This is a genomic window from Acetobacter sp. JWB (genome assembly GCF_003323795.1).
In the GTDB taxonomy this organism is placed as follows: domain Bacteria; phylum Pseudomonadota; class Alphaproteobacteria; order Acetobacterales; family Acetobacteraceae; genus Acetobacter; species Acetobacter oryzifermentans.
This window is the reverse complement of sequence record NZ_CP030871.1, coordinates 949,734-963,749: the sequence shown is the minus strand read 5'-3', so window position 1 is coordinate 963,749 and position 14,016 is coordinate 949,734. Positions and strand designations below refer to the sequence as shown.

Sequence of the window (14,016 nt, the reverse complement as noted above, 5' to 3'; positions counted from 1 at the left end):
CTTACAGATCCAGACTAAACAGAACGCTCACCATCATCACAATCAGCATCCCGCGGGAAAAGCCGCGTGGCAGCAAGGTGCGTAGTGAATCTTCATTGGTGGCGGTTAGGCCCGTCAGGCAGCCGCCAAGCCCCACAACAAAACCAACCATGATAAATTTAAGCGGAATAATGGCATAATCGGTTACAGACATGGCCGCAGCCACATCATCCAGAAATGTCCAGATCGGGTTTGTAATCACGCCAGAAATACGGCTCATGACATACCCGGTTATCAATGATGACATGGAAAACAGAATGCCCAGCGTAAACCCAGCCACGGTAAACGCCAGCGTGCGCGGCAGAACCAGCAACAGAAACGGATCCATCCCGACAGACTGCATAGACCGCACCTGCCCGCCAATGGTCAGCAACCCTAGCTCTGTAGCGGACAGCATGCCATTGCGCCCCAGCAGCAGAATACCCACCAGAATAGGTGCTATTTCACGGATAACCACATTGACCAGAATAGAGCCTGTCATTTTGGCAAGGCCGGTAAGACCCAACCAGTAAATAACCTGAGAAACGGCAGCCACCCCCGTAAGCATACCGGCAAACAGTGATGCACTCACACCCCCGCCGATAATGTTGTTCATGGTGGTTACAAATTCGTACCTTACCGTGCGGCGCCATGCGTGAGAACGAAAGCTCTCAAAAATAACGCCCCAGCCTGCCCCCAGAACAACCAGAAAAAACCGCGCCTGCCTGCGCACAAGCCGGCCAATCCATGCCAGCTTTCTGCGTATCCATTCGTGCAGCGGAACACGCTTGGCAGGTTTATGCGCATCTGTTTGCAGGATCAGGTCTGGTTCATCATCCGACGGCAGATTGGGGCCGCCTGTTTGCTGGCTCCCGCTCATCGCCTTGCCGCCAATGTATAGGCACGCCCCAGCCCCAGATGCGGTGCAAAAAAGGAGCCACGGCTCCGGAACAGATACCTGTCACGCAACACGCCATAAACACGCTCTGTAACCTGAATAGTGCCGGGATCTGCCGCCCCCTGTGCCATCAGCTCAGCCAAAGAGACGGTTTGCCCCCACAGGTTAAACACCTTGGGTTCATTCCCAACTGCGCCACCAAATGCCGGCCCATAATCAATGCCCATGGTAAACACTGGCTCCAGATCTGCTGCGGCCAGTGACGCCATGAAGATTTCACGCATTTTAAGCGCAGCATCTGCAATACGAACAATGGCTGTAACATCTGGAGTTGGCAGGCAACCTGCCATGCAGATCATGCGATGGCCCGCTACTTCTACGGCAAACAGTTTTTCTTCCTGCGCGACAGACTGCACATCTGTCGCCAGTTGGTTGATAAGCGCGATCAGGGCCTCGGTTTCTTTTTCCCCTTCCACTACGGGGTCTGAGAATGTGATGACCAACACAGCAACAGACGGATAAATACTGGCAGAATTAACGGCTGCGGCTTCTGGCGCCTTCATCAGTATATTATCAGATTTAGGTGCTGGCACATCCAGGGTGGCAACCTGCTGCCCGGCATCTACAATCTGGCTGGTCTGGTTATTGAGCAGTTGCACCTGTGCGGCAAAACGCAGGGCCGCTACTCCGGCCATAAGATCAAGGAAGTAAAGCAGATGCGGCTGAAGATGCGGATCTTCCAGCATAATCGCACCTTCCACCCCATGCGGGCCATGCACGGGGCACACAGCCAATGCTTTTGTGCCCAGTTCACGCATGGTTAAACGTTCAAACCGCGTGGTGCGCGGGTCTATGGCTGCATTTTCAACCGAGAACGCATTTCCTTCCTCTATCGCGGAAAAGAACGGCCCCAATTCTGTGCGGGCCATTTCAAAACCACCGGAATGTGTGTTTTGCGTTTGGTCATACGCATCTTCACACACCATAGCTGCACCATCATGCAGGAAACGCCAAAGCGTGGCACGCCGGGCACCTGTTACAAGCGTTAACTGCTCTGTCAGGCTAAGTGGTTCCACTGTGGGATCAAACAAACGCGGCGCAACGGCCACCTGCTGCACAGCAGAACTTTCGCGCTGGATCTGCTCTTTCTGTTTCCCCAACAGGCGCGTGCTGTATTCTGTCCGCCGCACCTGCCGCACCAGCAGCCCTGCAAGCACAAGAGAGAAAACCGTGATAATGGCCAAAAACTGCAAGCTCTGGTGGCTGCTTTGGCGTGCGAACGACCCGAAATCACTTTCGGGCGCGGCCATCAGCAAAATCCAGCTATCGGAATAGTGCGGCAAAGCTGCGGCAATGGTGATGTAATCCGTGCCATCCCACGTAACATGCCGTGGCCCAACACCACGCACTCGGTAATGATCATACCCCAACGCAAAAACCGGATAGGCATTGCGGTCCAGCACCATTTTATCTGGATCCCACCCCGCGGCCTTGGCCTGCTGCGTGAGATTTTTACCAGCAATAAACAGGCCCTTGCTATCCACAATCATGGCGGAGCCAGTTTTACCAACTTTGATCTGATCCAGATAAGAGCTGAGCTCGTTCAGGGAAATATTGGTGGCAAACACCATTGTATGGCCAGCGTCTGTCTTGAACCGCAAAGAACTGGTCATGACAAACTGGCTGGTGGTGGGGAACAGGTGTGGCTTTGTCCACGTTACTTTATCTGTTGCGGCAGTATTTTTATACCAATCCCGCGTGCGTGGATCATACCCCTTGGCATCTTCTTCCGTTTCGGAAATTTTCTGCCCGCTATCATCCCAAAATGCGTGATGGAAATATGTGTGGCCGTTTTTTTCAATCAGGCGCACATGCTCCTGCACGCCTTTTTGCGCTGCACGGGCGATAAGCATGAAGTGCCCATCATCATCCGCCAGATAGAAAGACTGCAACTGCGGAATTTTCCGCAACATGGTGCTGCCGTAAGAATAAAAAACCCTGTCTGCCACCTGCGTAGGGGCATGCTCAATCATGCCCGAAGCAATCAGATTACCGTTTGCGGCAGGCTGAATATAATCTGTAACCTGCTGCACAATATACTGCTGCACAGCACCCATAAGCTGGTGCGTAAGGGTGGAAACACCTTCCTTGGTGGTACGGTAGGAATTTACGCCCACCAGCGCAATGGCCAACACGGCCATAACCGTAACAACAAATGGCAGAACAAGGTGCAGCAGAACCCTTCGGACAGAAGCATCGTGCTGGACTGTGGGATCTATGATCTCTTCAGAAGACACGAGATAAGGTTCCGCTGCTTGACCGGTTATTCAAAACCTGATTCTGGCCGACAGTTACAGCAAGCCGCTAACCAACCGCGCTACTGCACCATATCAGGATGTATAAACCGTAATGTGCCCCGATAGATGGGGGTTGTCCACCCCGCACCTGTATCCTGTTTAGGGCATATCAGCCGACCAATTCAATCTCGAAACGTGTTGCAACACCCAAGGCTTGGCCCAGACGTTCCAGCCCGCGGCGCACGCTCTCGCCTTTTACGGCCACACGGGTAGATGTCAGGATCAGCACCAGCGCGTCTTCTTCCCATTCCAAGGATGTGCCTTCCAGCAACCGCCCCGCACCGCCGGAGAGAGAATAAGCCAGCCGCAGGGCCAGCCCCAGCACTACGGCGCTCTTCCAGTCCTGCTCACTCAATAATGCGCGAGACGTTGCCAGAAAAAGTGCCTGCTGATCTGCTGCGTAACGAATAGCCAACGCCAACGCCAACCATGCGCGGGAAGGATGGTCAAACCCACCACTCTGCACGCGCAAGATACGCCAGTACGTTTGCTCCGCCCGATATTCAGGGTGATCGTGGCTGCCGATATCAGACAGATAACAGGCCAGATGCCGCAGGTATTTTTCTTCTGCCGTTTCCTCCGGCCGCAAAAAATCTGTCCACTGCATCAAGGCATACGGAAGTGAATTGCTACGCCCAAAACGGGCACACATTTCACGCGCCACCACATCCATCGGGTTCTGGGCCAGAATATCTGGCGCAACCTTAAGCATGTACCAGCCCTCACGCAGGCCATCCACGCAAAAGACAATTTTATCCGGCTGCACCTTTTTCATCAGCCGCCGCAGCACCATGGCTGCAAAAGGCGTATCATCCAACCGCTTGCGTGGTGCACCGGGCAGACGTTCCAAACTACGGCGCGAACTGTTTTGCAGCCAGCCCGTCATCTCCCGCGCTTCCTGCACATCCATTGTATAATAGTGCACGATGTTGAGCGGATATTGCGTGCGCGCAATCTGGAGCCGCGCCAACGCACGAAAAGCTCCGCCTACCAGATAAAGTGTGCTGCCTTTTACCTTGGGCAACCACTCTACGCCGCCAATATCCTTATCTGCCAGCGTTTTGGCTTTATCCAGATCTCGGCCAGAACGATCTGCAAGCCGGATCATGCCCAGTGGCAGGGTTGTGGCATCATGCCGCCCCTGTGGCGTAAGGCGAATAAGCTCCAAAGACCCACCGCCCACATCGGCCACCAGACCGGAAGCGCCGGGAATACCGCACATAACGCCAATAGCGGAATGATCGGCTTCTTCCTCACCAGAAAGAATGCGGATGGGCACGCCGGGCATGCTTTCACGCAGGGCTTGCACAAAAGCGGGCCCATTGCTGGCATCCCGCACAGCAGCGGTTGCCAGAATTTCAAACGGGTCGGCCTTCATGGCGCGGGCAATGGCATGGAAGCGGCTGAGCACTTCCTTTGCCATTTCCACGCCTTCTTCATTCAGCTTCCCGGTTTCTGTCAGCCCGCGCCCCAAACGCAGCACGGCTTTTTCGTTAAAAATGGGAAGCGGATTGCGCGAGCGCCCTTCAAAAACCACAAGCCTTACAGAATTGGAGCCAAGATCCACCACTGCGGAACGGCACGGTTGATCAGCTTCCATTAAAACCCCCTCCCCGTTTGCAAAAACTGGCTGCACAGTTTGGAACAACGGGGATGGGATAATCCCAACGCAAGAAAAAAGCTCATGATTTCAGACATCAATCTATCAGCAAGTCCTGTGAAGAGGTCAAAGACGCCGGGGCGCGGATTGGTGTGTCATGCGCGGCTGAGCCCCGTCCGGAAAGTGAAGGATGTGTCATAAACCACTCATGTGCGGAAAAAGGCCGGTTTCCGGGGTTTACGCGCCGCCATTCTCCGTTCTGCTCCAGCATCCATGATTGTAGGGTATCACGAATGTTGGACACCATGATCTGCCCCAAAACCTGTGCATGCACCGTGGGGTTGGTAATGGGCACCATGCTTTCCACGCGCCAATCCATATTTCGCGTCATCCAATCTGCCGAAGAAATAAAGACCTTGGCATAGCGCGATGGCAGACGATGTTCGTTACCAAACACAAAAATGCGCGAATGTTCTAAAAAGCGCCCGACAATAGATTTAATGCGGATGTTTTCTGAAAGACCGGGAACTCCGGGGCGCAGGCAGCAAATGCCGCGCACAACGCCCACAATCTTCACCCCCGCGCAGGAGGCTTTGTACAGGCAATCAATCAGATCCGGGTCCACCAGCGCATTCATCTTCAACCAGATGCTGCCGGGCTTACCCGCTTTAACGTGATCAATTTCTTCCTGAATCAGTTCCTTCAACGTGCTGCGGATGGTGATGGGGGAAAAGGCAATTTTCTCCATCTGCGCAGGCATGGCGTAGCCTGTAACGTAATTGAACAGGCGTGCAGAATCCCGCGCCAATGCCGGATCACACGTAAAGAAGGAAAGATCTGTATAAATACGGGCCGTAATGGGGTGGTAGTTGCCTGTGCCAAAATGCGCGTAAGAGCGCACAAGCCCCCCTTCTCGCCGCACCACAAGGCTGAGCTTGGCGTGGGTTTTTAAATCCGCAAAGCCAAACACGACCTGCACACCCGCAGCTTCCAGCGCGCGGGAAAGGCGAATATTGGCTTCCTCATCAAATCGAGCGCGCAATTCCACCATGGCAGTAACGGATTTACCGGACTCCGCCGCCTCAATCAGCGCCTTTACAATGGGTGAATCGCGCGATGTGCGATACAGCGTCTGCTTGATAGCAATCACGTTGGGATCCAGCGCTGCCTGCCGCAGAAACTGCACCACCACATCAAAACTTTCAAACGGGTGATGCACCAGCAAGTCCTTGGCGCGGATAGCGGCAAAGCAATCACCGTTAAAATCCCGGATACGCTCAGGAAAGCGCGGGGTATAGGGCGGGAACAACAGGTCTGGCCTGTCATCCACAATCATCTGCTTGAGATCCACCACGCCAATCATGCCGGAATGCACGGCAATTTCGTCGGGCGGCAAATCAAGATCCGAGGCAATGGCTTCCGCCAGTTCCGTCGGCACCCGCTTTTCCATATCCAGATGGATAACAACCCCACGGCGGCGGCGCTTTAGAGCCGTTTCGTAGGAACGGACAAGGTCTTCCGCCTCATCTTCAAATTCCACGTCGGTATCGCGCACCACGCGCAACACACCGCTTTCACCCACTTCCAGACCATCAAACAGACGGTCAATAAACAGGGTAATCAGGTCTTCCAGACGGAAGAAGCGCACCTTTGGCGGGGTTGTCGCATCTGCTGCTGGGGCAGGAGATGGCAAGCGGATAAAACGCTCTATCTGCGCAGGCAGCAGAATAAGAGCGTTCATGGCGAACAGGCCCGTATCTGCGTAAAGCAGGCGCAAACCCAGTGCCAACCCCATATTGGGGATAAACGGCAGCGGATGCGCAGGGTCCACGGCAAGAGGTGTGAGAACCGGGAACACCCTGTCCATAAAGATTTTGGCCAGATGTTCCTGATCAGCCTCTGTCAGCGCATCTGGTTCGCACAGCTCTACGCCTGCTTCTGCCAACAGGCCGCGCAGTTCTGTCCAGATTCGCTGCTGTTCACGCAGCAGGCGGGCGCAGCGTTCGCGCACAGCCTCAAGCTGCTGGGCGGGGGTGCGGCCATCGGGGGAAAGTTTGGTTAACCCCTCACGCACCTGCCCGACAAGCCCGGCCACACGCACGGAATAGAATTCATCCAGATTGCTGGCGCTGATAGATAAAAAGCGCAGACGTTCCAGCAGGGGGTTGCGGGCGTTATCGGCCTCTTCCACCACGCGCTGGTTGAAATCCAGCCAAGACAGCTCGCGGTTGATAAACCGTTCCGGCATTTCCAGAGTGATCTTCCGCTCTGCCGTTTTTCTGCTCTGCCGAGGTGGGCGGGTAGAAGGTTTTCTGGGCGCTGCTTTTCGGGCTGGTGAACGAGCTTTTACAGGGGCCTGTTCTTTTTTATCCTGCGCCGTCACGTTTCTTCCTTTCCTTGTGCTGCATCATGCGCCCCGTTTCCCGCCTTGGGGCAAGCAAAGCTTTACGCAAACGTAGGCAGCGCGAAAAGTTCAGCTCATCAATCTGGTGATGATTGTCATAAAACTGAAACATCACAACAGGCTTATAGCGCATATGTTCACTATTCTTCGCGCGCCAGCAGGCTTTCCAGCACATTGGCGGCCAAGTCACGTGTAATACGCCCGCCCGATTCTAATGCGGCTTGATCCAGCATGGCTACACAATCGCGCATGGCACTTGCCCGGCGCGGCAGGCGGCGCAACAGCCACTCCGTTACCTGTGCGCCCACCACAATCTGGCGTTCAGCCAATAGCCGCAGCAAAAGGCGGTGTAAAAGCCCTTCCTCCGCCGGGCCTAACGGCACAGAAGCCGTGGCTCGTAGCCTGCTTGCCAGATCTGGCAGCACAACCGGCCAACGCGCAGGCGGCCTGCGGGCGGCCATAAGCAAAGCCACCCGCCGTTCCCGCGCCAGATTGATAAGGTGCAGAAGATCTCGCTCATTGGGCACCTTATCGGCATTATCCAATGCAGCGGCCCGAAACCCGCCATCTTCAAACAGCATTGCGGCTTCATGCGTGTTCAGGCGGCTGCCTTCCATAATGGGAGCGCCATAACGGCCTGCCCAAATAGAAAGAAGGTGCGTTTTGCCCGTACCACTTTCCCCCCATAGGGCCATGCGGCCTTCTGGCCAACGCGCAGCGGCCTCGGCATCCAGCACCCATGCCCGTGCTGCGGCATTAGAGGGTGCCGCCACAAAGTCCGACCTTCCGAATCGGGGGCGATGCGCAAAGGGCAAGGCAATCTGTTCTGCCTCGGTAGCCTCATTTTGGCGCTTTTGCCCGCCCGAAGGCGCGTTTAAAGGGCTTTTTGTTTCATCAATCCGTGTCATGCCGCTTTGCGCGCCGCTTCTCCTGCCGTAAAGACTGTGCTCGAGCGGGAATCCTAACCCACCCTGTCCCGCACATCGACCCTTATTCTCATTCGGACCAAGAGCACGCGCATGACGTCTTCACCTAGCACCCCTTCCTCCGGCCTCACTTACCGTGATTCCGGCGTGGACATTGAAGCAGGCGAAGCCCTTGTTGACGCCATTCGCCCGGCGGCCAAAGCCACAGACCGCCCCGGCACAATGGGGGGCCTTGGCGGATTTGGCGCACTGTTTGATCTAAAGGCCGCAGGCTTTAAAGACCCCGTGCTTGTATCCTGCACAGATGGCGTAGGCACCAAGCTGACACTGGCTATTGATAATGACCTGCACGAAACCGTGGGGATTGATCTGGTAGCCATGTGCGTGAACGATCTGATTGTGCAGGGTGCGGAACCCCTGTTCTTTCTGGATTACTTCGCCACGGGCCGTCTATCTGTTAACAGTGCGGCCAAGGTTGTGCGCGGCATTGCCACCGGGTGTGAACAGTCTGGCTGCGCGCTTGTAGGCGGTGAAACAGCAGAAATGCCCGGTATGTATGCCGATGGGCATTATGATCTGGCTGGTTTTTCCGTTGGTGCGGCAGAACGCGGCGCGCTCCTGCCCGCTGGCATTGCAGAAGGTGATGCCCTTATTGCGCTGCCTTCTTCTGGCGTGCACTCCAACGGCTTTTCTTTAGTGCGGCGCATTGTGGCAGATGCCCATCTGGCATGGACAGACCCGGCAGCCTTTGCACCGGGTAAAAATCTGGGTGAAGCCTTTTTAGAACCCACACGCCTATATGTGCGCCCGGTTCTGGCGCTGCATAAAGCTGGCCTGCTGCATGGCGCTGCCCACATTACCGGCGGCGGCCTGCCCGGCAATCTGCCCCGCGTGCTGCCAAATGGCTTGGATGCGGTGATTGATCAGGAATGGCCCGTAGCACCTGTGTTCAAATGGCTGGCCCGCACCGGCAATGTGGATACAGAGGAAATGCTGCGCGTGTTCAACTGCGGTATCGGCATGATCCTGATTACGCCAGAACCCGATGCTGTTCTGGCCCGCCTGCATGATATGGGTGAACCGGCTGTGCGCATTGGGCATATTGCCAAAGCAGCTTCCTCCACTGCCAAGCCTGATCTGAAAATGCAGGCCACTCCGGATTTTCGCGCAGCATGAGCGTTGAAAAAACACCCATTGCCATTTTGATCAGTGGCCGGGGCAGCAATGCCACGGCCTTGATCCGTGCGTGTGAAGATCCTTCCTTTCCTGCCCGCATCTGCCTTGTTTTAAGCAACAACCCGGATGCACCGGGGCTGGAAATGGCAAAAAAAGCAGGCCTACGCACGCTGGCCATCAACCATCGTGATTTTGGTAAAGACCGTGAAGCGCATGAACGCGCCGTGCATGCTGCTTTAACGGCAGCAGGCGCTCAGGCCATCTGCCTTGCTGGCTATATGCGCTTGCTGACTCCGTTTTTAACCGGCGCATGGGCTGGCCGTATGCTGAACATCCACCCCAGCCTGCTGCCTGTATTCCCCGGCCTGCACACGCATGAACGTGCGCTGCAAGCAGGTGTGCGTGTGCATGGGTGCACCGTGCATCTGGTAACAGAAGGCATGGATGAAGGGCCTATTTTAGGCCAAGCTGCTGTGCCTGTTCTGCCGGATGATACCGCAGATACCCTTGGGGCTCGCGTTTTGCGGCAGGAACACCAGCTTTACCCGCAAGTGCTCCGCCACTTTCTGCTTCAACGCCCTGCTTTTGCTCCGGCAGAGTGCGCCCTGCTTGTTGGCTAAGGCGCTTTTTCTTTTCTGTTTTCCTGAACGGTTCTGACAGTCTTATGAACACACCTGCACGCGCCCCCCGTTCCCCAAAGCGTGGAAAAGGCCGCCCTGCCCCTCCGCAGCCTGATCCTACGCGCGATATCGCTTTTGATATTCTGTGCGGCGTGGTGGAACACCGGCGTATGCTGGAAAACAGCCTGTCTCGCTCTGCCGAAGCACATAAGGCCGAACCACGAGACAGAGCCGCAGCGCACCGCTTGGCCGCAGCCACATTGCGCCATCTGGGCACACTGCGCACTGTGCTAGAACCGTTTTTACGCAAAGAACCACCCGAACCCGTACGCGTGGCGCTTATGATTGGCTGCGCGCAACTTCTGTTTTTAGAAACACCTCCGCATGCTGCCGTTGGCACCACCGTTTCCCTCCTGCGTCGGCGTAAGCTGGCCCCATTTGCCGGGTTGGCCAACGCCGTGCTGCGCAAGGTGGCGGCAGAAGGGCAAAACGTGTTGGAAGGTCTGGATCAGGCGCGGCTAAACATTCCTGCATGGCTATGGAGTTCATGGAGCGTGCTGGGCCGTGGTGTGCCCCGCGCGATAGCTGAAGGCATCAGCCACGAAGCCCCGCTGGATATTACCATGCGCCCCGGTGCCACAGCACCGGAAGGCGGTATTGTGCTACCCAATGGGTCTGTACGTTATCCGGCAGGCACCCGCGTTGCTGAACTGGCCGGGTATGAGGAAGGTGCTTTTTGGGTGCAGGATGCGGCAGCTACATTCCCTGCGCGTTTGCTCAATGTGCAAGCAGGCGAAAAAGTGGCAGACCTATGTGCAGCACCGGGCGGCAAAACTGCGCAGCTTGCTGCAACCGGCGCGCATGTCTCTGCCATTGAGAATAACCCCAACCGCATGGCTCGGCTAAAGGAAAATCTGGCACGCTTGGGCTTTACCAACGTTACCACCCTGCAAGCAGATGCTGGCACATGGCAGCCCGATGCCCCCCTTGATGCCATTTTGCTGGATGCCCCCTGCTCTGCCACGGGTACAGCACGCCGCCATCCAGATGTTTTGTGGGTGAAACGCCCGCGTGATCTCACAACGCTAACGGCTGGGCAGGATCGTTTGCTAGAAGCTGCCAAAAACATGCTGCGCCCCGGTGGCCGCCTGGTGTACGCCGTGTGCTCCTTGCAGCAGGAAGAAGGGCCAGACCGTGCCCGTGCGGCAGAAGCCATGGGGCTGGTGCCAGACCCGTTTACACCTGAAGAACTCGCCTTTCTACCAGAAGCCAGAACACCTGAGGGATGGCTGCGCACTCATCCCGGAATGTGGGCAGATAAAGGCAGCATGGATGGATTTTTTGCCGCCCGCTTTACCCGCGCATAACATTTGCAAAACTGTTTGAAAAAATAGCAAACATACTGTTGCGCACGGGCGTAGGATTGCCGATAAACAGGGTATGCGCCCTGTATCTTACCCCCTTATCGCTCCAAGTGTTCTCGCTGCCGATTTTACCCGGTTGGGAGAAGAAGTTTCAGCACTCAAGCAAGCTGGGGCGGATTGGGTGCATCTGGATGTCATGGATGGGCATTTTGTGCCCAACATTTCGTTCGGGCCAGGTGTGGTCAAGGCGCTCCGCCCCTGTTCCGACCTGCCTTTTGATGTGCATCTGATGATTGCACCGGTAGATCCGTATCTGGAAGCCTTTGCACAAGCCGGGGCAGACCAGATTCTGATCCATATTGAAGCCGGGCCACATACTCACCGCTCCTTACAGCGTATTCGGGATCTAGGAGCCAAGCCGGGCATTGTGCTGTGCCCTGCAACACCGCCGGAAGCCATTGGTGAAGTGCTGGATCTGGTGGATATTGTTCTGGTTATGACTGTTAACCCCGGCTTTGGTGGGCAGAAGTTCCTGTCCAGCCAGCTTCCCAAAATTCGGCGTATTCGGGAAATGATCACCCAAAGCGAGCGTGATATCCGGCTGGCGGTAGATGGCGGCATAGATGCCTCAACCGCTCCTCTGGCCATAGATGCTGGCGCAGATGTGCTTATTGCTGGCAGCGCCGTATATGGAAAAAAAGATTATGCAGCCGCCATTGCTGCATTGCGCACACATGTTGCCAAGCCAAAATAAAGCCACATCCGGCAAATAAATCATTCTTCACATGAATATTCTGCCATAAACCGATCACACCTTAATTTTCTGCACCTGCCTTGATGGAGTTCTAAACTTCCAATGCCCCTGCGTCGCTGGACCCGCGGAGCCCGCCTTGCCTATGCCATGCGCAACCCGTTGGGAGGGTTTGCCCGCGTACCGGCAGCCCCTGCCGTTGCTTTACGGGATCTGTGGTCTGGAAACGCTGCTGGGGGTGAACGGCTTGTTCGCAACCAGACACTTTTTGAAGGCACCCAACGCCCTCTGATTGATGGGGAATGGGATAACTCCCAATGGCCAGAAGCCTATCGCCGCTGGTTGCAAGGCTTTACGTGGTTGCAGGATCTGCGCGAGCTGGGGGCTGAATCTGCCCGCATCAAGGCCCGCACATTGGTTGCCCAATGGATGGAGCAAACCCCGGCGGAGCGTCCTATTTCAGACCCATCCATAACTGGTGCCCGCTTGGCGGCTTGGCTTGGGTGTTACGAATTTTTTGCGGCCTCGGCAGATGATTCCTTCCGCCAGCAGCTTATGGCATCGCTGATTATGGAAGCACGCTCCATAATGGCGCTGATGCCGGAGGAAACCACAGGCTGGCGTGCCCTTACGGCCCTTAAAGGGCTGTTAGCTGTTGCGGTTTCCCTACCTGATTATCCAGAATTTCTTACACGTTATTTGCGCTTGATTGACGCCACCATCAGCCAGCAGATTTTGCCCGATGGCGGCCACATTACCCGCTGCCCGGAAGACCTGTTGCAGTGCGTGCGCGAACTGGCAGAAATGCTATATATTTTACAGGTTGCCCGCGTACCCTTACCCACCAGCGTACTGGATGCCGCCAACCGCAGCGCCCCAGCCTTGCGGGCCATGCGGCATGGTGATGGCGGGTTGGCCCTCTTTAATGGCAGCAGTGAACAAAACCCGCAATTTATTGAACACGTGCTCAACCGCGCATCCCGCACGCGTGTTGTGGCGGCTGGCCTGCCAGAATCTGGCTTTGCCCGCCTGAACAATGGGCGTGCCTTGCTGATTGCTGATGCCGCCACGGTTGCCCCTGCGGGTTATGATAGCAGCGCGCATGCGGGCATGTTGTCCTTTGAATTTTCATCCGGCAGGCAACGGTTAATTGTCAATTGCGGCAGCAGCATCCAACGTGGTTGGGCAGAAGCCTTGCGCTACCCGGCTGCACATTCTGTTCTGGAACTGGCAGACCTTACCCCCATGCGGTTTGATGCCAATGGTGGTATCTCGCAAAAACCACAGGTCACACGCCAAATGTCTGTGCAAGACGGTGTGCATTGCCTGAGCATGACGCATGATGGCTACAAGCCCCAAGGTGGTGGCCTGTATTCTCGCAAGATTTATCTGGATAAAGACGGCACAGTTCTACAGGGCATAGAAAAACTGGAAGATGTAAGCATTCCGGTGCCACTTTGCATCCGCTTCCACTTGCACCCTGATGTGAACATTGAGCAGGAAGAAGATGGTTACTTGCTACACACGCCCGAAGAAACATGGTTCTTCTGGTCTGACGCTGATATTGAAATAGAAGAAAGCGTTTATCTGGGGCAAGGACAGCACCAGCCTACACGGCAATTTGTGCTCACCCCGGCTGTAGCAGAACAGCCTGCGGAAGAAGCACACGATCCTTTGGATACGCACCCCGCAGAAGAAGCTGCTTTATCTGCGGAAGCTATTTCCCCCATGGATCACACTTCAGAAGTGCCAGAGGTGGGAACCGGTTTACTGGCAGAACCTTCGGGCCCCGATGCCAATGGCTTGGAAAACACGCTGCTACCACCGCCCCCGGTGCCGCAGGCTCCAAGCAAGCCACCTATCCGTTGGTCGCTCTCCCTCAAAAACGCGTAATGGGCTGAC

The 14,016-nt window shown here is 55.8% G+C and carries 11 protein-coding genes; 5 read left to right on the top strand and 6 right to left on the bottom strand.

Features of this window, described 5'->3' with window-relative positions; translation table 11 throughout:
• Position 1: 1 nt before the first annotated feature.
• From DS739_RS04650 to DS739_RS04630, 6 genes are all read right to left on the bottom strand, one after another.
• Positions 2–898, bottom strand: a complete 897-nt coding sequence (locus DS739_RS04650) for an ABC transporter permease (RefSeq protein ID WP_006116100.1) — start codon at positions 896–898, stop codon at positions 2–4.
• Positions 895–3,213 carry an adenylate/guanylate cyclase domain-containing protein gene (locus DS739_RS04645; RefSeq protein ID WP_006116101.1) on the bottom strand — a complete coding sequence of 773 codons (2,319 nt, stop codon included), beginning with the start codon at positions 3,211–3,213 and terminating at the stop codon, positions 895–897. Before DS739_RS04645 ends, DS739_RS04650 begins: the two co-directional genes overlap by 4 nt.
• A gap of 169 nt (positions 3,214–3,382) precedes the next feature.
• Positions 3,383–4,873, bottom strand: a complete 1,491-nt coding sequence (locus DS739_RS04640; RefSeq protein WP_035351670.1) for a Ppx/GppA family phosphatase — start codon at positions 4,871–4,873, stop codon at positions 3,383–3,385.
• A gap of 97 nt (positions 4,874–4,970) precedes the next feature.
• A complete protein-coding gene (locus tag DS739_RS04635) occupies positions 4,971–7,256 on the bottom strand; it encodes an RNA degradosome polyphosphate kinase (protein ID WP_006116103.1) in 2,286 nt (761 codons plus the stop codon).
• Complete coding sequence (locus DS739_RS14150) at positions 7,240–7,410, bottom strand: hypothetical protein (RefSeq protein WP_157772568.1); 171 nt, start codon at positions 7,408–7,410, stop codon at positions 7,240–7,242. Before DS739_RS14150 ends, DS739_RS04635 begins: the two co-directional genes overlap by 17 nt.
• Before the next feature lie 7 nt (positions 7,411–7,417).
• Positions 7,418–8,185, bottom strand: a complete 768-nt coding sequence (locus tag DS739_RS04630) for a hypothetical protein (RefSeq protein ID WP_006116105.1) — start codon at positions 8,183–8,185, stop codon at positions 7,418–7,420.
• A gap of 111 nt (positions 8,186–8,296) precedes the next feature.
• Here DS739_RS04630 and purM point away from each other — a divergent pair, with 111 nt between their 5' ends.
• The 5 genes from purM (at position 8,297) to DS739_RS04605 (ending at position 14,007) form a co-directional block, all read left to right on the top strand.
• The gene (gene purM, locus DS739_RS04625) at positions 8,297–9,379 is read left to right on the top strand and encodes a phosphoribosylformylglycinamidine cyclo-ligase (protein WP_006116106.1); all 1,083 of its coding nucleotides are present in this window, start codon (positions 8,297–8,299) and stop codon (positions 9,377–9,379) included.
• Entirely contained in the window at positions 9,376–9,999 is a 624-nt protein-coding gene (gene purN, locus DS739_RS04620; protein WP_006116107.1) for a phosphoribosylglycinamide formyltransferase, read from the top strand. Before purM ends, purN begins: the two co-directional genes overlap by 4 nt.
• Before the next feature lie 44 nt (positions 10,000–10,043).
• A complete protein-coding gene (locus DS739_RS04615; protein ID WP_035351673.1) occupies positions 10,044–11,366 on the top strand; it encodes an RsmB/NOP family class I SAM-dependent RNA methyltransferase in 1,323 nt (440 codons plus the stop codon).
• A gap of 73 nt (positions 11,367–11,439) precedes the next feature.
• Positions 11,440–12,117 (top strand): ribulose-phosphate 3-epimerase, encoded by a 678-nt coding sequence (gene rpe / locus DS739_RS04610; protein ID WP_006116109.1) that lies wholly within the window; start codon positions 11,440–11,442, stop codon positions 12,115–12,117.
• Positions 12,118–12,219: 102 nt separating this feature from the next.
• A complete protein-coding gene (locus DS739_RS04605) occupies positions 12,220–14,007 on the top strand; it encodes a heparinase II/III family protein (RefSeq protein WP_006116110.1) in 1,788 nt (595 codons plus the stop codon).
• Positions 14,008–14,016: the final 9 nt, after the last annotated feature.